Origin of the sequence: Catenulispora acidiphila DSM 44928 (assembly GCF_000024025.1) — a bacterium.
In the GTDB taxonomy this organism is placed as follows: Bacteria; Actinomycetota; Actinomycetes; order Streptomycetales; family Catenulisporaceae; genus Catenulispora; species Catenulispora acidiphila.
Window position 1 is genome coordinate 5,688,059 of record NC_013131.1, and the last position, 24,629, is coordinate 5,712,687.

At 68.2% G+C, this 24,629-nt stretch carries 20 protein-coding genes; 9 read left to right on the forward strand and 11 right to left on the reverse strand.

What is annotated here, in order from left to right:
• Positions 1–46: 46 nt before the first annotated feature.
• From CACI_RS24610 to CACI_RS53595, 4 genes are all read right to left on the reverse strand, one after another.
• The gene (locus tag CACI_RS24610; RefSeq protein WP_015793563.1) at positions 47–1,135 is read right to left on the reverse strand and encodes an HTTM domain-containing protein; all 1,089 of its coding nucleotides are present in this window, start codon (positions 1,133–1,135) and stop codon (positions 47–49) included.
• Positions 1,125–1,826 (reverse strand): DUF5819 family protein, encoded by a 702-nt coding sequence (locus tag CACI_RS24615; protein ID WP_223297228.1) that lies wholly within the window; start codon positions 1,824–1,826, stop codon positions 1,125–1,127. Before CACI_RS24615 ends, CACI_RS24610 begins: the two co-directional genes overlap by 11 nt.
• A 136-nt stretch (positions 1,827–1,962) precedes the next feature.
• Positions 1,963–2,367, reverse strand: coding sequence for a hypothetical protein (locus tag CACI_RS51435; protein WP_049871693.1), 405 nt, complete (start codon positions 2,365–2,367; stop codon positions 1,963–1,965).
• Between the two features lie 103 nt (positions 2,368–2,470).
• Positions 2,471–2,602 (reverse strand): hypothetical protein, encoded by a 132-nt coding sequence (locus CACI_RS53595; RefSeq protein WP_263053444.1) that lies wholly within the window; start codon positions 2,600–2,602, stop codon positions 2,471–2,473.
• Between the two features lie 576 nt (positions 2,603–3,178).
• Here CACI_RS53595 and CACI_RS24625 point away from each other — a divergent pair.
• Positions 3,179–4,021, forward strand: a complete 843-nt coding sequence (locus CACI_RS24625) for a hypothetical protein (RefSeq protein ID WP_015793566.1) — start codon at positions 3,179–3,181, stop codon at positions 4,019–4,021.
• Positions 4,022–4,121: 100 nt separating this feature from the next.
• Here CACI_RS24625 and CACI_RS24630 read toward each other — a convergent pair whose 3' ends face one another.
• From CACI_RS24630 to CACI_RS24640, 3 genes are read right to left on the reverse strand one after another with little or no spacing between them, the layout of a single operon-like run.
• Positions 4,122–4,544 carry a hypothetical protein gene (locus CACI_RS24630; RefSeq protein WP_015793567.1) on the reverse strand — a complete coding sequence of 141 codons (423 nt, stop codon included), beginning with the start codon at positions 4,542–4,544 and terminating at the stop codon, positions 4,122–4,124.
• Positions 4,545–4,576: 32 nt separating this feature from the next.
• Positions 4,577–7,759 carry a discoidin domain-containing protein gene (locus CACI_RS53600; protein WP_015793568.1) on the reverse strand — a complete coding sequence of 1,061 codons (3,183 nt, stop codon included), beginning with the start codon at positions 7,757–7,759 and terminating at the stop codon, positions 4,577–4,579.
• A gap of 56 nt (positions 7,760–7,815) precedes the next feature.
• Positions 7,816–10,209 (reverse strand): polysaccharide lyase 8 family protein, encoded by a 2,394-nt coding sequence (locus CACI_RS24640; protein ID WP_015793569.1) that lies wholly within the window; start codon positions 10,207–10,209, stop codon positions 7,816–7,818.
• Between the two features lie 188 nt (positions 10,210–10,397).
• On the opposite strand from CACI_RS24640, the gene CACI_RS24645 reads away from it, so the two are divergent.
• From CACI_RS24645 to CACI_RS24670, 7 genes are all read left to right on the forward strand, one after another.
• Entirely contained in the window at positions 10,398–11,159 is a 762-nt protein-coding gene (locus CACI_RS24645) for a LacI family DNA-binding transcriptional regulator (protein ID WP_015793570.1), read from the forward strand.
• A gap of 1 nt (position 11,160) precedes the next feature.
• Positions 11,161–11,463: a substrate-binding domain-containing protein gene (locus CACI_RS52760; RefSeq protein WP_015793571.1), complete on the forward strand. Its 303-nt coding sequence runs from the start codon at positions 11,161–11,163 to the stop codon at positions 11,461–11,463.
• A 402-nt stretch (positions 11,464–11,865) separates the two neighbouring features.
• Complete coding sequence (locus CACI_RS24650) at positions 11,866–13,473, forward strand: FAD-dependent oxidoreductase (protein ID WP_041542359.1); 1,608 nt, start codon at positions 11,866–11,868, stop codon at positions 13,471–13,473.
• A 26-nt stretch (positions 13,474–13,499) separates the two neighbouring features.
• Positions 13,500–14,798: an ABC transporter substrate-binding protein gene (locus tag CACI_RS24655; RefSeq protein WP_015793573.1), complete on the forward strand. Its 1,299-nt coding sequence runs from the start codon at positions 13,500–13,502 to the stop codon at positions 14,796–14,798.
• Between the two features lie 68 nt (positions 14,799–14,866).
• On the forward strand, positions 14,867–15,808 hold the full coding sequence (locus CACI_RS24660; protein WP_015793574.1) for a carbohydrate ABC transporter permease: 942 nt from the start codon (positions 14,867–14,869) through the stop codon (positions 15,806–15,808).
• A 100-nt stretch (positions 15,809–15,908) separates the two neighbouring features.
• Positions 15,909–16,703: a carbohydrate ABC transporter permease gene (locus tag CACI_RS24665; RefSeq protein WP_049872078.1), complete on the forward strand. Its 795-nt coding sequence runs from the start codon at positions 15,909–15,911 to the stop codon at positions 16,701–16,703.
• A 531-nt stretch (positions 16,704–17,234) separates the two neighbouring features.
• Complete coding sequence (locus CACI_RS24670; RefSeq protein WP_015793576.1) at positions 17,235–17,885, forward strand: glycoside hydrolase family 25 domain-containing protein; 651 nt, start codon at positions 17,235–17,237, stop codon at positions 17,883–17,885.
• A 10-nt stretch (positions 17,886–17,895) separates the two neighbouring features.
• Here the strand turns inward: CACI_RS24670 and CACI_RS24675 are convergent, their stop codons facing one another.
• Positions 17,896–19,485 (reverse strand): FAD-binding protein, encoded by a 1,590-nt coding sequence (locus tag CACI_RS24675; protein ID WP_015793577.1) that lies wholly within the window; start codon positions 19,483–19,485, stop codon positions 17,896–17,898.
• A 262-nt stretch (positions 19,486–19,747) separates the two neighbouring features.
• Positions 19,748–21,691, reverse strand: a complete 1,944-nt coding sequence (locus CACI_RS24680; RefSeq protein ID WP_015793578.1) for a glycoside hydrolase family 127 protein — start codon at positions 21,689–21,691, stop codon at positions 19,748–19,750.
• Between the two features lie 205 nt (positions 21,692–21,896).
• Here CACI_RS24680 and CACI_RS24685 point away from each other — a divergent pair, with 205 nt between their 5' ends.
• Entirely contained in the window at positions 21,897–22,925 is a 1,029-nt protein-coding gene (locus CACI_RS24685; protein ID WP_015793579.1) for a LacI family DNA-binding transcriptional regulator, read from the forward strand.
• 19 nt (positions 22,926–22,944) lie between these two features.
• On the opposite strand, the gene CACI_RS24690 is transcribed toward CACI_RS24685, so the two are convergent.
• Both CACI_RS24690 and CACI_RS24695 read right to left on the reverse strand, forming a co-directional pair.
• Positions 22,945–23,754 carry a carbohydrate ABC transporter permease gene (locus tag CACI_RS24690; RefSeq protein WP_015793580.1) on the reverse strand — a complete coding sequence of 270 codons (810 nt, stop codon included), beginning with the start codon at positions 23,752–23,754 and terminating at the stop codon, positions 22,945–22,947.
• On the reverse strand, positions 23,751–24,626 hold the full coding sequence (locus tag CACI_RS24695; RefSeq protein ID WP_015793581.1) for a carbohydrate ABC transporter permease: 876 nt from the start codon (positions 24,624–24,626) through the stop codon (positions 23,751–23,753). The genes CACI_RS24690 and CACI_RS24695 overlap by 4 nt, the downstream gene beginning before the upstream one ends.
• Positions 24,627–24,629: the final 3 nt, after the last annotated feature.

Here is a 24,629-nt window from a genome sequence, read left to right on the forward strand (position 1 = left end):
CTCGGCGCAGGGCTGCCCGCCAGCGCCCGACGCCGACTGGCAGCAGCTAGGCGGAAGCTGATACGCGCCCATACCGTTTGGGCCGAAGCCGTCTCGCGAGGCGCATAATCAGGCCGTCCGACAGGAACACGATGTCGGCGACGATCATGCTGCCGGAGAACATCGGCAGTCCCAGCAGGACGGCGATCCCGACATGCATGCTCAGCAGCACGCACAGGACGGGGTATTTGAGCTTGCTGAACACAGTGAACGGGAAAGCGACCTGGACCAGCACGGTGACGTAGCCGGCGATGACGGCGAGCAGTTGGTGGCTGTCAACCTGTGCGGAGAGCGCCGGCCAGGGCTGGAACAGATCGAGATTCAGCACGTAGTGCAACGCGGTGCCGTCGCGCCATAGATCACCCTGCACCTTGTACAGGCCTGCCGCGCCGTAGAGGATGCACACCTGGGCGGCGATGACGAACATGCCGCAGTTGTGCAGCAGGGTGCTGAGCATCCGCCGCGCCAGGTCGGCCTGCTGCCGTGCAGAAGAAGGGCTTTGGTGCGGTGCATCGGGCCACCCCGCCACGCGCGAGGATGCGCGACGTCGACGCCGGGCATCGAGAGACCGGCAACGGCCGCAGTCCGTGAGCACGAGGTAGAGGGACATCAGGACAGTGAGATTGTCGCCGCCGTCCGCCATGTAGATAGAGCGGGCGTGGAAGGAAAGCACCACGAGGGCGAACAGAAGCGAGAGCACCCTCGTATGCCAGCCGAGCATGAACAGGGCAGCCGTGACGAGGGCGAAGCCATAGCAGAGCTCGAAGTACCACGGATTGTCGGAGAGAGTCAGGATGCTGAACCACCCGGTCTGCCCGAACAGCTCGCGTGCCAGAGCCGGTGTCCAAGGCGAGCCCGGACCCCAGATCTCGTCCCGGTGCGGGAACTCCCGCAGCAGAAACACGAGGTAGAGCAGACCGTATCCGATGCGGAGCAGACTCGCCGCCTGCAGCGAGACCGCGTGTTCGGTCAGGAAGGTGTACGCCCTGGCGACCGGGTCGGGGCGGCGCACGGTGCCGGCTGCCGGGACGATGCTGGTGGGGACGACATTGGCGGCGACGCCGGTGTCGGAACGGATTGCCTGATCAGACGTCATGGGTCGTCACCTGCCACCACGGCAGATACCTGACGCTGGACGGGCTCGCAGCGGGGCGGTTCGGCACGGCTCCCAGCGAAGGCGGCGCGATCGGCGTCGTGACGACGCGCAACTGAATGGCGCTGAAGTTCACATGGTGGGCGGCGGAGGCGCGCTGAACGGCGATGTTGCGCAGGTACGCCTGCAGCATGGCAGCCCGCTGCGACGCGGGCTGGCCGCCGGCGCCTTGCGCGTCCGCGTCCGCGTAGGCGGCCCAGGCGCGGCGCAGCATGTTCTGGGCCGTGTGGCTCGGGAAGACGTCGTGGCGCACCGCCGCGTCGTCCACGGCTGTCAGATCGATCCAGCCGCTGAGCCGCGTGGCACCGTCAGGCGCGACGGTCGAGGTCCGCGCCGAGATCTCCTGGCGCGCGGACTGGGGGTCCGGAGCGAACAGCCGCCAATCCTGCTCGAAGTACGGATAGACCCACGCGTCGATCTGCTTCCGGTACGTCTGGGAGACGGTGTTGGAGGGCGCGACGTACAGAAAGACCATAGCCACATGGACGACGGCTGCCGTCAGACACAGGGCGACCGCCGCAACCACAGCCACCTCGACCGGCCGAGACAACCGGACCCTCGGAACCGCATCGTCGCCGCCGACCGCATAGGTCTCGGAAATATGTGGCAGCGGTTCGATTGCGGTGCTGCTCATGTCGTTCACTGGTTCTCCGCAGTGTTCGCAATTCGGAGCGAAAGAAGGAACGCCCCGGCCACAGATATCGGACCGGGGAGTTCCGCCGACACGCGAAGACCTTCACAGATCACCGCGAGCGGTGTGAAGCGTCACCTCAGACGTCGCGCGAGTACCGCCGACGCACCAGCAGGCTGCCGACGATCAGGCACGCCGCACCCACCGGGACGAGGAAGAGCACGTTGGTACCGGTGTGCGCCATCTCCTCGGTTCCGCCCGTGGTGGCGGCAGTGGTGCGCCCGGTCGTCCCCGCGGTGGTGCCGCCGGTGGTGGTTCCGCCGGTGGTGGTGCCGCCCGTGGTGGTTTTGCCGGTCGTTCCGCCGGTGGTGGTCTCGCCGGTGGTGGTCCCGCCCGTGGTGGTTCCGCCGGTAGTGGTTCGACCTGTGGTCTCGCCGGTGGTGGTCCCGCCCGTGGTGGTTCCGCCGGTAGTGGTTCGACCTGTGGTCTCGCCGGTGGTGGTCTCGCCGGTCGTCCCCGAAGTGGTACCGCCCGTCGTGGTCACACCAGTCGTTCCCACAGTGGTACCACCTGTGGTGGTCTCACCAGTCGTTCCGCCGGTAGTGGTCTCACCAGTAGTTCCGGTGGTGGTCCCACCAGTCGTGGTCTCACCAGTCGTTCCGCCGGTGGTGGTTCCACCAGTCGTGGTTCCGCCGGTGGTGGTCCCACCCGTGGTGGTCCCGCCGGTCGTCTGGCACGGCGTGCAGCACGTCTGGCACGTCCCGCACTGGTTCTGGCATGTCCCGCACTGGTTCTCGCACGACCCACACGGGTTCCCGCACGACCCACACGGGTTCCCGCAGGAGGCGTCCGCGGCAGGCACGCCCGCCCGCGCATGCGGCACCGCGGCGTGGCTGACGGCCGCCCTCGGGCCGGATGCCGGACCGACGGCGTCGGCCCGACCCGCCATCATCGACACGCCCGCGACGGCGAACACGACCAGCACACCGCCGCAGACGCGCGCCCCGAGCCCGCGCCGACGAGATGTGCCGGATAAGAGAGATGTCATGGCTGCACCAAATCCTTGAATGATTGTTCGATGTGTTCCACCAAGACGACCCGAACGACCGCAGTAGGCTTATCCTGATAATCCGCCGTCACCGGCGATCACCAGTTCCCACATCCAGCAACGGCGTCGAGTAGCGCGTAGAAATCATAGCTTTGATAAAGCCGCATCCCGGGTATCTGGATAAGCCTTGCCGAGGCGATTATTAAGTATGATTACTGACGCCTGATCCCTCAGTGGCGAACCAAGGCTGTTCGTGCCGGGCGGACCGGGGTTCGGCTCGGAGCCAGCCGACCATCACACTTGATCCATGACGACTCCCGCGTTAGCCAAGGACGACGAACCACTCATACCGCGGCCGCTTTCGATCCTGGCCGCCATCAGCATCGCCGTGCACGTCGTGCTCCTGGGCATGGCCTGCTTGGGAGCGAAGGCGGCCGGTCACGCGGGCCTTCCGGCGGACCACGCGTGGGGCTGGTACCTGGTGGTCGGCGCCGCGTGGAGCATCGGCATCGGGAGCTTCGGCCTGTCTTGGGGCGCTCGCGCGACGACGCGCTTCGGCGGCACCGGCTCCTCGGCGCGGGTGGGCTGGTGCCTGGCCGGAATGTGGCTCGGCTACGTCTGGCCCGTGCCGATAACGGCGGCAGCAGTGGCCTTCGCGGTCTGGCCCCGGCGCCCGTCGCGCGCGGATCAGATCTGGCCGAAGCCGGTGGACACGAACAAGCGTCGCCGCCAGATCGCCGCGCGCATCGCCGCAGCCGCGCTCGCGGCGCTCGTCGCCATCGCCGGATCAACCTGGGGACTGCGGGCCCACGCCGCGAAGTTCCACCAGCTCTCAGACGCGCCAGGCTCCTCCGTCCTCGGAACCTGGCGCGCCGGCGGCATGACAATCACGCTCCGCCCCCACGGCATCTACACCGCCTCAGACCTGACGGCGGCAACCATGCAGGACACCACGGACTTCCCTCCCAGCACCGGCACCTGGCAGCTAGCGCGTTCGGGCCCTGATCACCTGAACTCGGTCCAGCTCCGCCCATCCCAGGACCGCTTTCTGGAGCTCCCTGTGTATCAGGTCTCATCAAAGGACTACCTCTGCGCGGAAGCCGATCCCGACAGCCCCTGCGACATCGTGTTCCACCGCGATTCGCACTGATCGCCCTCATCCAGGTCATCGCACGCCCACGCAGCGACCAGCCGCAGGACCCTGCCGCACTCTGAGCTGACCCAGCACTCGACTACCACGCGGGGTGGGGTCACCTTTGGGGCACGTAGGTGCCGTCGGACGAACGCCAGAACTCAATAGCGCTCCAGTCCACGGCGAGAACGGTCAGCAGTTGCAAGACCGCATCCCGACGCTCCTCCTCTGCCAACACCCCCTTCAAGAACACGCTGGTCAAGCCTTCGTCAGAGGTCGGGTGAGACACCGCGAAATCAATCCCACGCAGCCGAAAGGTGGCAACTTCGACGGCGCCGAGATCATCCCAGCTTTCCTCGGCGCGCAGTCGGAGCCGACGCACAACATCCGAGAACAGGACACGCATCACCGCGGCTTCCTTGAACCCGTCCGACCTCGCCCAGAGGCTGACCTGCCTGACGGGATTCCGGTTCTCACCCTGGTACCTCAAGGCGCTGTCCCACTCCGGCTCAGGTTCGGGCAGGCGCAGCACGTCGTTCACGAACGCTTCTCCATTTCCACCAGGCTAGCCGCTCAGGACGTGAGCGAAAGTGCGGTCAGGCTGGCGTGGGCGGGCGACCAGTTCTGGAGGGTGAGGGCTAGGTAGCGGGTGGTTGTGTTGATGGGGAGGGGTTGGTCGGGGTGGTGGGGGTTGCTGGTGGTGAGGGGGGTGTAGTGCTGGCCGTCGGCGGATGCTGATATGGCGAATGGGGGGATGTGGGGGGTGGTCCAGTGGGTGGTCAGGGTTGCCAGGGGCGTGGGGGTGCCGAGGTCGATGACCATGCGGGCGGTGGGGGTGCCGGGGGTCCAGGCGGTGTGGGGGTTGCCGTCTACGGCGGAGGCGGGGTCGGACATGCCGGCCGGTAGGGGTGAGGTGGGGTAGGTGGTGCGGCCCAGGGCCAGGTCGGGGGTTGGGGTGAGGGTTCCGGGGAAGGTCAGCTGTTTCTGCTGGCCGGCTCGCAGGGAGATGGTTCGGGTTGTGGCGTTGGAGCGGGAGACGACGGTCAGGGTGCAGCCGCTCGTCGGGGGCGCTGTGAGCGTGAGGTGCAGGGAGTCCGCTACCTCTGCTACGACGCCTGCGGGAATGGTCCCGGTCAGCGTGAAGCGCGGGGGTTCGACGCGCGCGGTCGCGGCGGCGAGTACGACGTCGTAGACCGTCCCGGTGGCGGTGGTGGTCTGTAGGCCGCGGTACAGCAGCCGCGCACGCCCCGAAGCTGGAACGCTCAGCTCGGCCGGCGCTGATTCGGTACCGATGTTCTGTCCGCTGAGGTTGAACAGGCTCAGGTGCGACCCGGCGATACTCGCCGCGAGCCCTGCGACAGTGCTGTTCGGCGTCGGCGTCGGCGTCGGCGTCGGCAAGGCCGCCATGGCTGCGGTGCCCTGCGGCGTCTGCGCGGGATAGCCCTCCACGACCATCCCGGCGGCGCCGGTCGCCGGCCCGTCGGACAGGGTGAGCGTGTTCCCGATCACGGTCAGCGGATTGCGGCTGCCGCGCACGACGAATCCCGCACGGCCGTCGACGTTCACCCAACCGCCGTCTACGTGATGCTGCACAGGCAAGGCCGCCGCGGTGCTCCAGGTGCTGCCGTCGTCCGAGGTCTGGATAGCGAAGGCCGCGCCGTAAGCAGCTTCCCAGGCGATGGACACGCGGTCGATCTGCGTGGCGGCTCCCAGGTCAACCTGCAGCCAGCTGTCCGGCACCGATCGGCTGGCGACGGCGACCGCCCACCGCGTGGCCGGATTGCCATCGGTGGCAGCGGGCGGCGGATAGGCAGGCGTGAAGGACGAAGCAGTCGTGGCCTTACCCTGCGCCAGGTTGGTCGTGCCGCCAGGCGCGTAGACCTGAAGCTCGTAGATCGAGTAGCCATACTGTGTAGCAGGCCTGATACCGAGCATCCGGACGTACCGCGCCGTCACCGCGCTGAAGGACAGATCGTTAGTGCCGCCGGTCTGCACATCGCCAGCCGAGACGGTGAAAGCGCCGCCGGCACCGGCGTAAGTCCGGCTCCCGTCCAGCCCCGCGATGCCAGGCATCGCCAGGTTGAACACATTCAGCACACCTTCCCCGGCACCGTTCCCGCTGGTCGCGTACACCACGCCGCCATCGGGAAGCGTCGCATATCCCGCGTACCCACTCGCCAACGTCAACAGCGAAGCGCTCGCGTCATACCCGTCACGCAAGGTGCTGTAAGCGGCAGCGAAGCGGTTCGTGACCGTCGCCCCGGTCGCAGGCAGCAGCGAGGGCGCCGCGCCGGAGAGGTCGAACAGCCAGTCGTCATGGTTGGGCGCGTAGCAGAACTTCACATACCCCGGCTTGGAAACGGTCGCAGCGAACGCGTTCGCCGTATTGTGCACGAGCAACCCGGGGACGGCGCCATAGTCGGTAGCGCCAGACGCCGAAGCGACGAACTGCTCCCCCGTGACCGGCCGAACCGGCGCCCCCTGCTGCGCACGCCACACATGAAACAGGTAACTGATCGCCAGCTCGGCCCGCGCCTCCGGCTCGTACTTCGCCTCCCCGCTGAACTTCGTGAGCTGATACTCCGGCGGATAAAGCTGGTACGGCCCGAGCTGCGCGGCCATGTTCGCTTCGGCACGCGCCGCCAGCGGATCGCCCATGACCTGCGCCAGGAACGCCAGCGGCAGCACGTCGCGACCGAAGAGGTGGTATCGGTCGGGATTCATCGGCATGAACGGCTCGCCGCTGTCGCTTTGCACATGCCGGATGGTGCGCCACAGCTGCGCGGCGTTCGGCTTGGCCGCCCCGGCAGCGGCCGGGATCTGCCGGCCCGCGGCCAGGAAATGCGCGGCCACTCGCGCGGACATGCGCCAGGTCTCGAGTTGGTAGTGCGGCTCGAAGGAGCCGTGGTTCTCCACGAAGAAGGTGTCGAAGATGTTGTGCGCGGTGTTCCAGTCCGAGATCGGCCGACCGTCCACGACGGTGGGGTTGGCCTGATCGGCCGACGGCAACCCGGTGTCGTTGAGCATCCAGGTGGTCAGCCAGGTGCTCCAAGTGGGATTGTCAGGGTGCTGTGGAAGCCAGGCCACAGCCGGTCCGAGACACTGCGCGTACACAGCCATCTCGTCGACTTTGGTGTCGCCCTCCCAGCCACCGGCCAGCCCGTTGGGCGACCAGCTGCCGCTGCGCGGATCGTTCCCGCTGCCCAGGGCCGTGGTGTACGCCGCCTGCGCCGCGGTCATCTTGTCGATCAGGGTCTGCGTCGCGGCGTCGAGGTCGTTCCACAACAACTTGGCGGCGAGGATGAAGTAGAGCTCGAAGGTGCTGTCGAAGAACATCGTCTCGCCCCACTCGGTACCGCCGTTGAGCACATTGCTGGCGGCGAAGTGGTCGATCGTGGCGAGGGTCTGGGTCTTCAGGGTCGCGGCATCCACGCCCGCGACGGATGCGTCATAGGTGCCGTGCGTCAGCAAGACAGCGTTGCCGAGCACCACGGCGAAGTTGTAGTCACTCGCCGCATAGTGGCCGGCAGTCGCGTCCCACTTCTGCTGCGCCCAATTCGTGTGCCGCAGCAGGTATTGGTAGTACGCGGCGGCAACCGTGTCGTCGGGCGCCGGGGTCGCGGGCGCGGGCGCTCGCTCGGTGCCAGTGCCAGCGCCGTCCGCTGCGAAAGCGGCGCCGGAGGAGAACACCGTCGTTGCCAGCGCCGCACCCCCGATCCCGTTCATGAACTGCCGCCGGGTCAATCCGTTGCGCATTGTCGTCTCGCTTCCGTGCAGGGTTCTACGGCCGGGTGTCGCGGGTGCGGGTCCGGTCAGACGGCGAACCGAGCGACGAAAGTCTGACCCGCACCTGACGCGACCGCTACCGACAGCCGCAGGTTCGGCGTGGTGGCCAGCACCGTGATCTCCGGCGCCGCGGAGATGGTGCCTGTCACGGGCCCGTCGATGGTGACCGTCACCGAGCCGGTGAGCGCCTGCGTCGGATCGCTGACGGCCACCGACAACACGCCCGGCGTCCGGTGCGTGACGACCGAGGCGGTCTTGTCGACCTGGATCCCGGCAGCCTTCGGAGCACCGGCCTGCCAGACGTTGGCCATCGCGAATCCCGAGCCGGAGCGGCTCACTGCCTGCACCTGAGGGGTGTTGGCCGCGACGGTGATGTCGTTGGAGGCGGCGAAAGCAGAGGTCTGCGCGGAGCTGGCGCCGGGCAGCAAGACGTAGTGGTAGCCGCCGGCGGTCGGGTTCACGCCGTGGTCGACCCACATGGTGACGAACCGGCGCGTGTAGGCCGTGGTGTCTTCGTAGACGCCGCGGTGGTCCATGTCGGTCCACTTTCCGGTGCGGTCCTCGCGCACCAGCGTGACATGGCCGCCGGAGGAGAAGACGTACCCGCCGGCGTTGTCCAGGTAGATCCAGCTCGGCTGGACGACGATCGGCGTGCTGCTCGGGGTGGCTAGCACGACCGCGCCGTCGACGTGGACGTTGGACTGTCCGTTCGGGCCGATGTTCCGGTTCTCGATGATCGACTCGATGGTGTGGCCGTCGCTGGAGGCGATGCCCGCGCCCAGACAGATCACCGCGTCGTCGACGCAGAACCATGACTTGCGGCCGGTCAGCGTCTGCACGGCGAAGGACAGTCCCATCCCGGCGGCCACGTTCCCGTCCAGCACTGCGCCGCCGGCCCAGGTGTTCGTCGAGCCGCGGCCGGTCCCCAGGGCAAGGGTCTTGGTGTCCAGCGTCACGCCGGGGATCCGGTACTTGTTCGCGGTCGGCCAGTACTCGTTGGCCCAGTGTCCGACGTGGTCGGGCAGATACATGTAGGTCGCGCCCTCGCCGGTGTACCAGCCTTCGAGGTTCTCGTTGTTGGCCGACTCATACGGCTTGATGCGCGTGTCGTCCATCGCGATACCGAGCGCGAACGTGGGGCGCCGGTGCACGATCCGCGCCATCGAGGTCGCCACGACCGACGTCGTGGATTCCGCGGCGGTCGGGATGGCGCTGTCGGCCACGACCGCCCGGCCCAGCGCTATGGAAGAGATCCGCACCTGCTCCAGCGGCGCCGGATCGTAGGTGAAGAAATCCAGATAGGTGTCCGCGGCGATCCAGCCCTTGGCCTGCGAGCGCAGCGTCAGCGCCTCACTGGCCGGGAAGACGCGCGCCAACTGCAGCACGGTCGCGGTCGTGAGCCGCCCGATGCGGACACCGTTCTCGTAGAAGCGGGACAGCGCGCGCCCGCGCACCATGTCCATGAACGCCCCGCAGTACATCCACGGCCGGTAGTTCTCTTGCGTCCAGGTGTAGACCCGCTGCACCTGGTCCGATGTCGCCGCCCACGGAGTGCCCTGCACCGCGACCAGCAGGTAGGTCAGGTATTGCAGCAGCGACACTCCGTAGGAGCCGCTGTAGGCGTAGACCTTGTGCTGGATGAACCCGCCGTCGGGATAGAACCCGTCGCCGCTGGTGCTGTACGGGTACAGGTTCCCGATCGCCGCCATGGCGGTGTCGATGACGTTCGCGTCCTGGCTCAGGGCCCCGCGCACGGTCGCGATCGAGCAGGTCCAGTTGAGGTTGGCGCCGGTGGCCGTCGCGCCGCCCACCACGGTCGGGTCCGGCGCGTAGCGGACGATCGCGGCCATCGCGGTGGAGATCTGGGCGGCCGACAGCTGGTCGTACAGCGCCACGCAGATGTCGTTCACGGCCAACGGGATGCCGATCTGGAAGTCCCACCAGTTGTCGTACATCGCGGTGACGCCGTACTTGTGGGCCAGGAACCAGTCCAGGGCGGAGCGGATGTCGGCCAGCAGTGCGGCGTTGCCCGACAGCGTCGATCCCGGCGTGGCGTAGGCCAAGGCCAGCTGGCGCAACCGTCCGGCCACGTCACGCTGGACCGCCGAGACGGTACTGCTGTCCAGATCCGCCCACAGGTAGGTGCGGGAGGCGGAGGTGTCCAGCGCCGACCACAGCCCGTTCGCGACGCCGGCCATCGCCTGCGCGTAGGCGGTCAGCACCGGGTCGGAGGTGCTGACGTCGCCGATCAGGGTGTCGTGCCACTGGCTGCGGACCTTCGCGAAGTCCGAGGACGTGGCCGCCTCGGCGCGCTGGGGCGCGGCCGCGGATGTGCCGAGGAACAACGCCGGACCCAGCGCGGCACCGGCCAGCATGGCCGAGCGGCGGGACAGCCCGCGCGGGAAGTCTTCAACGGACATGGAGCACCCTCTCGAAGTCGGGGAGGACGGCACCGCCGGAACGGCGCGGTCGAAGGGGACAAGCTCGGCGCCGTCACGGATCGTTGTCGCTGCATGAGCTAAAGTCAAGGTCTAATACGTATTATCTGATCGCGCCGCCGGGCGTTCGGCGCTCGCCGGGGACCGATCAACCGCGTTACGATGCAGGCGTGACGCAGCGCCGAGGACGGATCACCCAAGCCGAGGTGGCGCGACTGGCCGGGGTCTCCCAGGCGATGGTCTCCCTGGTGCTCAACGACTCCGACGGGGTGCGCGTCGCCCCGGAGACCCGCAAACGCGTCGAGGACGCGCTGCAGCAGACCGGCTACGCCGTGGACATCATGGGGCGGCGGCTGCGCGGCAAGTCGAACCAGATCCTGGGCGTGTTCACCTACGAGTCGGTGTTCCCGTCGGACTCGACCGACTTCTACGGGCCCTTCCTCGGCGGCATCGAGGAGGAGTCCGAAGCCCAGGGCTACGACCTGCTGCTGTTCACCAGCCCGGGCCGCCGCCACGGCCGGCGCAAGGTGTACGAGCAGGACTCGAACCGGCTGGGCATCGCAGACGGCTGCATTCTGCTGGGCCGGCACACCGACCGCGAAGAGCTCGACCGCCTGGTCAACGAGCGCTTCCCGTTCGTGTTCATCGGCCGGCGGGAGTCCTCGGCCGGGCCGGTCAGCTACGTCGGCGCCGACTACGCCGAGGCCACCGCGGCGCTGTACGAGCGCGCGTGGTCGCTGGGCCACCGCCGGATCGCGCTGGTCGGCTACCACGAGGAGAGCGAGTCGACCGCGGACCGGCGCTCGGGCTACCTGGCCGCGTGCCGGCGCCACCGCCGCAAGCCCCTGACCCTCACCGACGACGACCCGTCGACGGGTCTTCGAGCAGCTGCGCGCCGACCGGACCACCGCGGCACTGGTGGAAACCACTGAGATGGCTTCAGCCCTGCACGATCTGGCAGTCGCGGCCGGACTCGCCGTCCCCGAGGATCTGTCGATCGGCGTCCTCGGCGACACCGACCCCACGCAGACCGCCTCCTGGCACGCGCGACCCAAGCCCGAGATGGACTGGACCGCCTTCCGGATCCCCCGCCGCGAGATGGGGACCAGAGCGGTGCGCACCCTGGTCAGGCTGCTGCATGACGACCTGCAGCCCGGTCCCGGCACGCAGATACTGCTGCCGTGCTCCCTGGTCGAGGGCTCCACCGTGGCCGAGGCGCCCCGCACCCAGCGCTGAGCCGCCCGGTTTTCCGGTGCTCATGACTTATGTGTGGGCGGCGGGGGTGGAGTGTGGGCTGGTGCGGCTTGTTTATGGGCTTTTACAAGCTTTTTACGGCTTCGCGCGGGTGTTGATGGCCTCGCAGGGGGCGCAGCTCGGTGGAGGGAAGCTCGGTGGCGTCGGCGGCCGGCGGTGGAGGCTGTGCACGACCGCGCGGCGGTCCGAGTCGCTTCTTTTCGGACTGGCGGTGTCGAGTCGAGCGTTTCTTCACCACAGCAACAGCGATGCGCCTTGATGCCCGTTCCGAGGTCGTGACCGGGGTTCGCCCTCGGCGGCGAAACACGTCATTGACTTTGCCGGGGTCTCTTCTCTAACCTGCGCTAATACGAATTAGCAAAGAGGGGTGCGCAGGTGACGGAGATACGCACTGACGTGCTGGTGGTGGGCGGCGGGCTCGGCGGCGTGGCCGCGGCGCTGGCCGCGGCACAGCACGGGGCGCAGGTGGTGCTCACTGAAGGGCCGCGGTGGCTCGGCGGGCAGTTGACCGCGCAGGCGACGCCGCCGGACGAGCATCCGTGGGTGGAGATGTTCGGCGTCACCGCGTCCTACCGCGCGATGCGTGACGGCATCCGCGCCTACTACCGGCGGCACTATCCGCTGACCACGGCGGCGCGCGCCGCCCGGCAGCTGAACCCCGGAGCCGGGCTGGTCAGCAGGCTGTGTCACGAACCGCGCGTCGCGGTGTCGGTCCTGGAGGCCATGCTCGCGCCGGCTCGAAGCTCCGGGCGGCTGAAGCTGTTGCAGCCCTACCGGGTGCGGTCGGCGCAGGTCGAGGGCGACACGATCGTCTCGGTGACGCTGGTGCCGGACGGCGACACCGACGGCGGCACGGTCACCGTCTACGCCGACTACGTGATCGACGCGACCGAGACCGGAGACCTGCTGCCGCTGGCCGGGGTCGAGTACGTCACCGGCGCCGAATCCCGGGAGCAGACCGGGGAGCCCAGCGCGAAGGACACCGCGCAGCCGCTGAACATGCAGGCGGTGTCCTGGTGCTTCGCCGTCGATCATGTCGACGGCGACCACACCATCGACCGGCCGGCGACCTACAACCACTGGCGGTCGGTGCGCCCGGACATCTGGCCCGGCCCGCTGTTGGCGTTCTCCTGGCCCAATCCGCGTACGCTGGAGCCCTCCCGCGGCTGGCTCGACCCGAACCCGCACGACGACCCGCTGGCGGTCGAGGCGGATCAGAGCAAGGACGCCGGAACCGACGACCTGTGGCGGTTCCGGCGCATCGCGGCGCGCAAGCTGTTCGAGCCCGGGGCGTACGCCAGCGACGTCACCCTGGTGAACTGGCCGATGATCGACTACATGGACGGGCCGCTGTTCGAGGTCTCTCCCGACGAGGCGGCCAAACACCGGCAGGGCGCCCGGGAACTGGCGCTGTCGGCGCTGTACTGGATGCAGACCGAGGCGCCCCGGCCCGACGGCGGTACCGGCTTCCCGTCGCTGCGGCTGCGCGGCGACCTGCTGGGCACCGAGGACGGCCTGGCCCAGGACGTGTACGTGCGCGAGTCCAGGCGCATCCGTGCCCTCACCACGATCTGCGAGCAGGACGTCTCGATGGCGATCCGCGGCGAGCACGGCGCGACGCGCTATCCGGACTCGGTGGGCGTCGGCATGTACCGCATCGACCTCCATCCCTCCACCGGCGGCGACACGTACCTGGACGTGGCCTCGACGCCGTTCCAGATCCCGCTGGGCGCGCTGCTGCCGCAGCGGGTGACCAACCTGCTGGCCGGCGCCAAGAACATCGGCACGACCCACATCACCAACGGCGCCTACCGTCTGCACCCCGTGGAATGGAACATCGGCGAGGCCGCCGGCACCCTGGCCGCCCACTGCGCCGCCACCGGCCGCACGCCGCACGCGGTGCACGGCTCGCCCGAGCACCTGCACGATTACCAGTCTCTCCTGACCAGGCGCGGCGTCCCCCTCGCGTGGCCCGAGATCCGCGGCTACTAGAATCCCGATCCCCCCAAGGAGCAACGATGAAGACAAGACGTGTTCGGCTGGCCTGCCTCACCCTTTCCGCCATCTCCCTGCTCACCGTCGCGCTGACGGGATGCTCCTCCTCGAGCGGATCGGGATCCGGCGCCAAGAACGTCGCGCTGCGGATGACCGTCTGGAGCAACGACAAATCGCAGACAGCGCTGTTCAACAGCATCGCGGACAGCTACCTCAAGACCCATCCCGACATCAAGTCGATCACGTTCGACTACCTCCCGATCGGCAGCTACACGACCGCGCTGACGACCCAGATCGCCGGCAGCAGCCCGCCGGACATGGCCTGGATCCTGGAGCGGGACGCGCCGGACTTCGTCTCCTCCGGAGCGCTCACCGACGTCTCGGCGGCCCTGCAGAACTCCCCCGGCTACCAGTACGGCGACCTGACCCCGGCAGCGACCAAGCTGTGGACGCAGAATGGGAAGCTCTACGCCTACCCCTTCTCCACGTCCCCGTTCGGGATGTTCTACAACAAGGACCTGCTGACCCAAGCCGGTGTGACCCAGACGCCGGACCAGCTCGTCGCCGCCGGCCAGTGGACGTGGCAGAACGCCGAGAAGATGGCCGCCCAGGTCGCGGCGCACACCGACAAGCAGGGTCTGGTGATCCGGGACTGGGACTACAAGACCTGGATCGAGCTGGCGAGCATCTGGCGCGGCTGGGGCGCCGACGCCTGGTCGGCCGACGGCAAGACCTGTGACTTCGACGCCCCGCAGATGCAGCAGGCGATGACCTTCCTGCACAACGCGATCTTCACCGACAAGGCGCTGCCCGCACCGGGCCAGACCGCTGACTTCTTCGCCGGTGAGTCCGCCATGACCGTCACTCAGATCAGCCGGGCTTCCCTGCTGGCCAAGCACCCGTTCAACTGGGGGATCGTGCCGCTGCCGTCTGGTCCGACCGGGTCGGCGCAGGTCATCGGACAGGCCGGCATCGGTGTGATGACCAAGGGTTCGCACAAGCAGCAGGCGGCGGACTTCCTGGCCTACTTCACCGACCCGGCCAACTCCGCCAAGCTCGCCCAGTACTTCCCGCCGGCTCGTCAGAGCCAGCTCAACACCACGACCCTAGCCGCCGCGAATCCCCTGTTCACCCCGCAGCAACTTCAGGATGTGGTCATCAACGGCATCAAGACCGGCTCGGTGCTGCCGTCCCATGAGAACAGCGCCAAGCTCGCCACCCTCGTGCAGAACGCCTTGGACCCGCTGTGGACGCCCGGAGCCAACGTCGACTCAGTGCTCGCCGGGGTGTGCAAGGCGATCGACCCGGCTCTGAGCCAGTGACGGCCGTGCACAGCGCTGCGTCGGCCGAGCATCGGGACGCCGCTGCGTCTTCGCCGCGGCCGGCGCGGTTGACGGGGTCGACGGGGTCGACGGCGCCGACTGGGCCGACGGGCCCGATACGGAGACGATTCCAGGGTCGGCGGCGCCAGGACAACATCCTGGGATGGCTGTTCGTGCTGGCTCCGACCCTGGGGTTCCTGGCGTTCGTGCTGTACCCCCTCGCCGCCGTCATCTATTACAGCTTCCACAGCTCCAACCTGTTGTCCGGCGTGACCACCTACGCGGGAACGAAGAACTACAGCCAACTGCTGCACGACCCCGCCACCGGGTCGGTGGCCAAGGCGACCGCGCTGTTCTGCGTCGGCCTCGTGGTGATCAACATCTCGCTGGCGATGCTGCTGGCCGTGCTGCTGAACAACAAGCTGCGCGGCACGACCGTGTTCCGGACGCTGTTCTTCTCCCCGGTCGTCGTCTCGCTGGTGGCGTGGACCATCACCTGGAACTTCCTGCTGCAGAACAACGGCGGCATCAACGCCATGCTGCACACGGTCGGGATCACCGGGCCCAACTGGCTGCGCGGCAACAACTCCGCGCTGCTGTCGGTGGTGATCGTCCAGGTGTTCAAGAACGTCGGACTCAACATGGTGCTGTTCCTGGCAGCGCTACAGGGCGTCCCGCGCTCGCTGCTGGAGGCCGGCGCGATCGACGGCGCCGGGCCCTGGCGCCGGTTCCGCTCCATCGTGCTGCCGATGATCAGCCCCACGACCCTGCTCACCACGATCATCACGATCAGCGGCTCGCTGCAGGTGTTCGCCCAGATCCAGATCCTTACCGCCGGCGGGCCCAACGACCGGACCAACGTGCTCGTCTACTTCTTCTACCAGCAGGCGTTCGACAACCACGACTTCGGCTATGGCAGCGCGATCGCGGTCGTCCTGTTCGTCATCATCCTGGTGCTCACCATGATCCAGTGGCACCTGCGCAAGAGGTGGGTCTTCCATGAGTCTTGAGACATCCGCGCCGAGGCCGCCGCTGGCCCGCCCCACCACCGCCGCGCGCACCCCGGGGCTCCGTCCCCGGTCGTGGCGCAAGCCGCTGCTGTACCTGACGATGGCAGTGCTCGCCATCCCCTTCGTCTTCCCGACGTGGTGGATGATCACCTCCTCCCTCCTGCCGGAGAACGAGGTCCTCAGCTACCCGCCCAAGCTGCTGCCGCTGCACCCGCAATGGTCGAACTACAAAGCCGCCTTCACGAACTACCCGCTAGCCCACCAGTATCTCAACAGCCTCTACATCGCCCTGCTGGTCACCGTCGGCACCATGGTCTTCTCCTCGCTGGCCGGCTACGCCTTCGCCCGCATCCCGTTCCCCGGCAACAAGTTCCTGTTCCCCCTGATCCTCACCGGGCTGCTCATCCCCACCGAGGTCACCATCATCCCGCTGTTCAAAATGGTCGACAGCCTGGGCCTGACCAACACCCCCTGGCCGCTGATCGTCATCCCGATCTTCGGCGCCCCCAGCGTCCTGGCCACCTTCATCATGCGCCAGTTCTTCCTCTCAGTCCCCGACGACCTCGAGGACGCCGGCCGCATCGACGGACTCCGCCGCTTCGGCCTGTTCTACAAGGTCGCCCTCCCCCTAGCCCGCCCAGCACTGGCGTCAGTAGCGATCTTCACCTTCCTCAACACCTGGAACATGTACCTCGAACCCCTGGTCTACGAAACGGACAAGCGCAACTACACCCTCCCGGTAGCCCTCACCCAGTACACCGACGCCTACGGCTCCCACCTGTGGAACATCCAGCTCGCCGCGTCGGTGACGACCGTCATCCCCGTCCTGATCGTGTTCATCGCCGCCCAGCGGCACTTCGTCGAAGGGCTTGCGCAGACTGGGCTCAAGGGCTGACCGCGGCAGATCGACGAGCGGTGGTCCGTCAGCTGGGAGCCGCGCGAGGCAGCTCGGCGCCTCGCCGAAGTCGAGGCGCCGTGGTACGTGGCTGCGGGCTGGGTGCTTGAGCTGTACCCCGCCCGAATGCGCAACCGCTGATGCTTTCTCGGCCGTCTTATATACGATGCCTTATCTGAGGGTTCTACAACACGGCGCCGGGTTTTCGGCGGTTCGCACACCAGCGCTAGGAGATGCAGCGTGCGCTTGAAGTCCCTGATCTCCCTTGGCGTCGCCGCTGTCTGCGTGCTGGCTGTGGCGCCGGCTGCCGGCGCTGATGCTGATGCCGGTGCGTCGAGTGGGCCGTCGGCGACTGCGCCGATCGTTGTGGCTACGACTCCGTCGGATAGCGTCGGCGGGCTGCCCTCGTCCAGCTTGGATGGGCGGGTTGCGTACGTGCCGAGGTCCGGCGCGACGTCTGCTGCCCTTGGTGCGCGGAAGTCTGGGGGTGCGACGGGGTACGACATCTCGTGGCCGGAGTGCGGGGGTCCGATGCCTCCGGCGTCGGCGATCGCGGTGGTGGGTGCTGACGGCGGGCATCCGTTCAGCCAGAATCCGTGCTTTGAGCAGGAGGTGGCTTGGGCGGCGACTGCGAACACGCGTGCGCAGTACATGGTGCTGGACTCCCCGATCGGCTTTACCTCGCCGCATGTATTGGAGTACGCGTACCACGGGCCGGCTGGCGACTGCACTGCTGCCGAATATGCGTGCCAGTCGTTCAACTGGGGTTACAACGCTGCGTATTTCGCCGTGCAGAGTGCCTCGGCGGGGGGAGCGACCAGCGACAAGTGGTGGCTGGATGTCGAGCTGCCGACGGCGACGAGCATCGACCCGCCTGGCGCGCAGTGCTACACGCCGAACTTCTGGGTCTGTGACCAGACCATGAACTCCATCGTCGTCGCGGCCGCCGAACTCGCGCTGCGGGAGCAGGGCAAGGATGTGGGCGTCTACTCCACGCAGAAGCAGTGGGGCGCCATCACCGGCGGGCTGCCTTTGGGCGGACCGATCTGGATCGCCGGCTATGACTACCCGGCGTCGACATACTGCGACGCGGCGAACGCTCGCCAGTACTGGTTCGCTGCGGGCAGGCCCGCCATGGTCCAGAGCCTGCCGGCGACCTTCGACCCGGACACCGCCTGCTGACCCGGTCGCGTCACCGCACCGGGATCGACTGCGCGTGGTGGAAGATGTCCGACGGGTCCCAGCGGCGCTTCACGTCGACGAGGTTCCGTGGGGCGGCGCGGAAGTTCTCGAGGAAGTAGAGCCACAACGCGTCGTCGACGGTGCCCTCGGCGTGGGTGCCGAGAACGTTGTCAGGGTAGTTGTAGTACGCGCCCGCGACGGTTCCGCTTGGATCGTTGGCCGGGTTGGGCGTGCCGCCGTAGTCGGCGTAGACGTCTCGGTAGAAGTCGTTGATCCATGCCAGGTGGGCATCGGCTTGGGTGTCAGATCCCTGGCTTCCCTCACCCGGGCGTGAGGCGTTGAGCCAGTAGGTCTGATACTGCAACTTCATGATCGCGTCGCGCTGGGGAACGGCGGTCGCACCGGGAGCGACTCGATTGACGGCGCCTCCGTAACTGTCGACCTGCAACAGGCTCTGGCTCATGTCCGAGGCGGGGACGCCCTTGGGTGTCGTGTTGAGCCAGTGGTAGATCGCAGCGACCTGATTCGACGGGAAGCCCTTGTTCATGTACGCGGACTTGTACTTGCCGAACTGGTTGGGCCCCGAGCCGTTCATGGTTTGCAGCGCCTCGAGGTAGGTGACATGTTGCACGCTCTCGTTGCCGACGACGGCCGTCGTCCACCCCGGATGGCCGCCGAGCGGAAATCGCAACGGCGAAGGCTCGACGATCGCCCCAAAGCGCGCCACCACTTCCGCGTACCGCCGCTCGACCTCAGCCTGGTGGTCCAGGAGAGTAGCCCCTTCGGGGGACACCGCCTGAACGACCATGCCGATCTGCCCGGCGGATACGTGCGTGAGCTTCAGCAAACTGAAATCGGTCTCGGGCAAGCCGCTCACATAGTCGCCATAGCCGGCGAGCAAGTCCGCGAAGGATTCCGCGTCGAACGATGTCCAATCCCAGGAGAGCGTATAGATAGAAGCGAACTCCGGGGCATTGGGCAGCTCATCAAAGTAGTAGCGCAGGATGACGCCGAAATTGCCACATCCAGCCCCTTGTAGAGCCCAGAAAAGGTCCCGTTCGTCAGTGGAGTCACTCGACGCCGAGACGTGGTGCAGTTCAGCACTGCCCGTCAGCTCATTCCAGGTCACGATGTCGACGGCACTGAGGTGGTCGACGGTCAGACCATGCAGTCGCGACAGCAGACCGTACCCGCCGCCGGTGATGTGCCCCCCGGCGCCGACCGAGTAGCAGCTTCCTGCGGGAAGGGTCTTGTTGTAGCCGTTCAGCAAGGTCCGGTAGACCGACCAGTTCTCACAACCAGCCTCAACGAAGAAAGCACCCCGCCCTCCATCCCAGCCGACCCGGGTCATCGAAGACATATCCACGACGGCCCTAGTGGTGTCGTTGTAAACGAAGTTCTCATAGCAGTGGCGCCCAGCCACAACCTTGACATCGCGCCCATAACGCGAGACGGCTTCGCCGACTTGCGCGACCGCCTCATCATCATTCCTGGGCACATAAACCGCCTCGAGCTTCGGCGCGAACCAGCGCCGATTGAACCCTTGCCGATCGCTGAGCACGAGGGGACGCGAACCGCTGCTCGCAGACGGGGTAGACATGTTCGAAACTCCATCATCGAGAGATTCAGGCGAGAGATTCGGGCGTGAGATTCGGGCGAAGATTCGGCCCTGCGAATTCAGAGTCTCAGTTCGCGCCGCGGGTGCAAGTCGAGTCAGCCCGTAGGGGTCGGAGGGGGTGGACCATCGACCACGCACAAGCGCCGCCACCCCTCAGCGGGTGGCGGCGCTTCGTGACCGTTGTCGCCGTGGGCACCTTCGGCGGCAACGGGGCTCGGGGGCGCGCGGCTTGCGCGCGGGGGTGTCAGGCCATAGGCAGCCAGATCCGCATCGCGCCGTCCTGGCGGTTGGCCCAGGCGTAGTACGGGATCGCGGTGAACGGCAGCGGGTCGGTCGGGGCGGTCGGTGGGGTCGGGGCGGTCGGCGGGGTCGGGCCGGCGCCGGAGCGGTACGGCCACCAGGCGGGGTGCGCGGCGGTGCGGCGACGGCTGAGGCCGCGCACGACGGTCACGCCGTCGAGGAGGCCGGGGTCGTGGTCGGCGGTCAGGGCGGCGGAGGGGTCCAGGACGAAGGCGTCCAGGCCCGGCTGCGGCTGATCGCCCTCTTCGAGGCAGTAGACGAGTGGGCCGCGTTCGATGGCGGCGCAGCCGCGCACGGCGTCCACGCGCGGGTCGGCGGCGGTCAGGCGGATCGGCATCGCAAGGTTCAGCGATACGACGTCGCCCGGTTGCCAGGCGCGGCGGATGCGGAGCCAGCCGTCGGGGACCACGGTGTCGACTGCTACTCCGTTGACACCGGCCTCGACATCAGCGCACCACCCCGGCACCCGCAGCGACAGCGTCCACTCCCCGCCGCGCTCGATCGTCACCGCGATCCCGCCGCTCCACGGGTATCCGGTCTCGACCCGCACCGTGCCGGCCACGGCCTCGTACGAGCCGGTCGCGTACTGGTGCAGCTGGATGCCGTCGGCGTCGCCCGAGACGAAGTAGTGCGGCAGGCTCGCCAGCAGGCGCATGACGTTCGGCGGGCAGCACGCGCAGCGGAACCAAGCCTTGCGGCTCACGCCGTGGTCGCCGTGCCGGTCCAGGTGTTCGTCGCGCACCTGGAGCGGGTTCGCGTAGAACCAGCGCGTGCCGTCGAGCGAGACGCCCGGCAGGACCGCGTTGTACAGAGTCCGCTCCGCGAGGTCCGAGTACTTCGCCTCCCCGGTGAGCAGCGCCATGCGCCAGTTCCACTGCACCGAGGCGATGGCCGCGCAGGTTTCGCAGTAGGCGCGTTCGTTCGGGAGCTCATACGGGTCGCCGAAGTCCTCCTCCGCGTGGTGCGCGCCGAGGCCGCCGGTGATGTGGGTCTTGCGCGCGGCCATCTCCGTCCAGAGCCGCTCGGCCGCCGCACGCAGGGACGCGTCGCCGGTTTCGACGGCCAGGTCGGTCACCCCGGCCAGGAAGTAGAGCTGGCGCACCGCGTGGCCGGCGACCGCGTTCGCCTCGCGGACCGGCAGGTGGTCCTGGCAGTAGGCCGGGCCCGCGGCGGTACCGCGGGTGGCTTCGGGGTTCAGCAGGCCGTGTCCGCGCCGGTCGACGAAGTACGCGGCCAGGTCCAGGTAACGCTGTTCCCCGGTCTCGCGGTAGAGCTCCACGAGCGCCGTCTCGACCTCCGCGTGGCCGCAGACGCCGTCGATCTTCTTGTCCGTGCCGAAGACGCTGTCGATGCAGTCCGCGAATCGGACGGCGACGGCCAGCAGGCCTTCCTCGCCGGTGGCCCGGTGGTGGGCGACGGCGGCTTGGATGAGGTGGCCGGCGCAGTAGAGCTCGTGGCCCCAGCGCAGGTCGGTCCAGCGTTCGCCGTCTTTGGCGACCTGGAACCAGCTGTTGAGGTAGCCGTCGTCGCGCTGTGCGGCGCGCACCAGGGCGACCACGGCGTCGCGGGCTCCGGCCAGGTCGGCGGTGAGGCCGTGCTCGGCTTCGGTCCAGGCCGCGGCCTCGAGCCACTTGTAGACGTCCGAGTCCAGGAACGGCAGGTCGCCGCGGTACTCCCCCGCCGTCCGGCCGGCGGCCAGCCGCAGGTTGTGCAGGTTGCCGGCCGATTCCAGCCGCCCCAGGCCCTGCGGGACGCAGACCTCGGAGGTGACGGCGCGCCGCGCGGCCCAGAAGCCGCCGGTGATCGCGGCGCGGCCGGCCGGGCGCAGCGCGCCGTCGGCCCGGTCGGTCGGGCGCACCGGTCCCGCGGCGGCTTCAGCCTGTTCCACCCTGTCCCCCTCGGCGTTCGGATCGGCGTTCGGATCAGCGTTCAGATCAGCGTTCAGACGGACGGTCCGGGTCGGCGGTTTCGGAAACTAGGAAAACCTTTGCCGAGCCAGAGAGTAGGAGCCCTGCGATGCTTCGTCAATGGCTGCGCGCCAAACCCCTGATGTGAGAACCTGGGACGGTCATCGTCTAGGAAAGGGTTTGCCTGTGCCGCCTGTGCAGTCTGTGCCCGAACCGCGCCGCGTCGCCACGCTCGCCGACGTCGCCGGCCTCGCCGGCGTCACGGTCGGCACCGCCTCCAAGGCCCTGAACGGCCGCGGCAGCCTGCGCGCCGAGACCCGGCAGCGGGTGCTGGAGGCCGCCGAGCAGCTCGGCTTCAGCCCGAATCCGCTGGCGCAGGGGCTGCTGGCCGGGCGCAGCTGGACCGTCGGGCTGATCACCACCGACTCCATCGGCCGGTTCAGCATCCCGGTGCTGCTCGGCGCCGAGGACGCGCTGGGTCCGGAGCAGATGTCGGTGCTGCTGTGCGACAGCCGCGGCGACGCCATCCGCGAGGCCCACTATTTACGGACCCTGATGGCGCGCCGCATCGACGGCATCATCGTCACCGGCCGCCGCACCGACCCGCGCCAGCCGCTGCCCGGCACGCCGGACGTGCCGACGGTCTACGCCCTCGGTCCCTCCTCCGACCCCGAGGACATGTCGGTGGTCCCGGACGAGCACGGCGGCGCCCGGCTGGCGATCCGCCACCTCGTGGAGTCCGGACGGACCCGGATCGCGCACATCACCGGCCCGGCGCACCACGCCGCGGCGGCGGTGCGCGCCGACGGGGCGCTGGCCGAACTGGCGGCCGGCGGCCTGGAACCGGCGACCGGCCGCGTGCACTTCGGCGAGTGGACCGAGGCCTGGGGACGGCGCGCGGCGGCGCTGGTGCTGCGCGCCGAACCGGACACCGACGGCTTGTTCTGCGGCAACGACCAGATCGCGCGCGGCGCCGCGGACGCGCTGCGCGAGAGCGGCGTGCGGGTCCCGCAGGACGTGGCGATCGTCGGCTACGACAACTGGGAGGTCATGGCCGAGGCCTGCCGCCCGCCGCTGACCACCGTGGACCTGGACATGGTGGAGATCGGCCGGGTCGCCGCGCTGCGCCTGCTGGACGCCATCGCCGGGAACCGGACGGCGGGGACGCGAACCGTCCCCGCGCGCCTGGTCGTCCGCGAGTCGTCGCTGGGCTGAGCCGGCCGAACCGGATCGCTCAGCCCTTCAACGCCCCCGACATGAACCCCCGCACATAGCTCCGCTGCAGGATCAGGAACAGCACCAGGCACGGGATGGCCATGAACACCACCCCCGCCTGCATCGTCGGGTAGTCGATCGACCCGAACGAGTGCCCCTCCATCGCCACCACCGCGACCGGCAGTGTGAACTTGTCCGAGGAGTTCAGCAGGATCAGCGCGGCGAAGAACTCGTTCCACGCGGCCAGGAACGCGAACAGCCCCACCGTCACCACAGCCGGCCGCACCGCGTGCACCAGCACCCGCATCAAGGCTCCGAACGTCCCGCAGCCGTCTACCAGAGCGCTGTCCTCAAGCTCCTGCGGCACCGCCTCGAAGGCGTTGCGCATCATGAACGTCGCGAACGGCAGCTGGAACATCACCAGCACCAGCGACAGCCCGATCAGCGAGTTCTGCAGATGCAGATCACCCAGGAACACGTACAGCGGAATCAGGATCGTGGGATACGGCACCATCAGGATCGCCAGCGTCGCCAGGAACAACACGTTCTTGCCCGGGAAACTGAACCGCCCGAAGGCATAGCCGCCGAGCAGGGACACCGCCAGCGTGCCAGCCACCGTGAGCCCGGTGACGACCATGCTGTTGACGAGGTAGGTCCCGATGCCGTCACGGTAGGTGAACAGGCTCCGGTAGTTCTCCATCGAGAACCTCCCTCCGGCGTGCACCGAGGCCCAGCCGCTCCACACCAGCGGATACAGGAACAGGATGGCCAGCGCCCCGGCGGTGACGTAGTAGCCGCCGACGGACACCGCCCGGCGCGGGCCGGTCACGAATCCCTCCTTCGCAGAACACTGAGCTGGAAGACGTTCAACACGATCAGCACGCCGAGCGCCGCCACCGAGACGGCGGCCGCCGAGCCGAGGTTGAACTTCACGAACGCCTGCCGGACGATCACCATCACCACCGACGTGGTCGAGTTGTCCGGACCGCCCTGGGTCATGATGTAGAACTGGTCGAAGGCCAGCAGCGAGCCGGTGATCATCATGATCAGCACCAGCGCGATGGTCGGCCGCATCAGCGGCAGCGTGATCCGCCGGAAGGACTGCCAGGCGCTCGCGCCGTCCACCCGCGCCGCCTCGTAGATCTCGGTGGGGATCGCCTGCAGGCCGGTGAGCAGAATCAGCATGTTGAATCCGGCGAAGCGCCAGGTGACCAGCCCGACCGTGGAGGTCAGCGCGGTACCCGGGCTGCCGGTGATCCAGTCCACCGGCTTGTCGATCAATCCGAAGTCCTTCAGCAGCGGGTTGACCGGCCCGATCTCGTTGCTCAGCATGCCCAGGAACAGCAGCGAGGCGGTGGCGAAGCCGACGGCGGTCGGCAGGAAGAACGCGGTGCGCAGCGCGCCCACGCCCGGCTGCGGGTTCTGGACCAGCAGCGCCAGACCGAACGCCACGGCGAACAGCACCACGGTGATGACGACCGTGTACTTCAGGGTGAAGAAGACGGCCTGGTGCAACAGGGTGTTGTCGGCCATGTCGGTGTAGTTGGCCGGGAAGTTCGGGGTGGCGTGGCCCAGCAGCGGCCAGTGGTCCACCGACATGACCGCGACCAGTCCGAGCGGGATGAGAAAGAACAAGGTGACGACGACCGCTGTGGGCACGGCGTAAGCCGCACCCACAGCGCTCTTGCGGCGGTTGCGCATGAT

Excerpts from the sequence above, each read along its gene's own strand:
- CACI_RS24610 (WP_015793563.1), bottom strand. The coding sequence starts at position 1,135 with ATGACGTCTGATCAGGCAATCCGTTCCGACACCGGCGTCGCCGCCAAT.
- CACI_RS24615 (WP_223297228.1), bottom strand. The coding sequence starts at position 1,826 with ATGAGCAGCACCGCAATCGAACCGCTGCCACATATTTCCGAGACCTAT.
- CACI_RS53595 (WP_263053444.1), bottom strand. The coding sequence starts at position 2,602 with ATGCCAGAACCAGTGCGGGACGTGCCAGACGTGCTGCACGCCGTGCCA.
- CACI_RS24625 (WP_015793566.1), top strand. The coding sequence starts at position 3,179 with ATGACGACTCCCGCGTTAGCCAAGGACGACGAACCACTCATACCGCGG.
- CACI_RS53600 (WP_015793568.1), bottom strand. The coding sequence starts at position 7,759 with ATGCGCAACGGATTGACCCGGCGGCAGTTCATGAACGGGATCGGGGGT.
- CACI_RS24640 (WP_015793569.1), bottom strand. The coding sequence starts at position 10,209 with ATGTCCGTTGAAGACTTCCCGCGCGGGCTGTCCCGCCGCTCGGCCATG.
- CACI_RS52760 (WP_015793571.1), top strand. The coding sequence starts at position 11,161 with ATGGCTTCAGCCCTGCACGATCTGGCAGTCGCGGCCGGACTCGCCGTC.
- CACI_RS24655 (WP_015793573.1), top strand. The coding sequence starts at position 13,500 with ATGAAGACAAGACGTGTTCGGCTGGCCTGCCTCACCCTTTCCGCCATC.
- CACI_RS24665 (WP_049872078.1), top strand. The coding sequence starts at position 15,909 with ATGGCAGTGCTCGCCATCCCCTTCGTCTTCCCGACGTGGTGGATGATC.
- CACI_RS24670 (WP_015793576.1), top strand. The coding sequence starts at position 17,235 with ATGCCTCCGGCGTCGGCGATCGCGGTGGTGGGTGCTGACGGCGGGCAT.
- CACI_RS24675 (WP_015793577.1), bottom strand. The coding sequence starts at position 19,485 with ATGTCTACCCCGTCTGCGAGCAGCGGTTCGCGTCCCCTCGTGCTCAGC.
- CACI_RS24695 (WP_015793581.1), bottom strand. The coding sequence starts at position 24,626 with ATGCGCAACCGCCGCAAGAGCGCTGTGGGTGCGGCTTACGCCGTGCCC.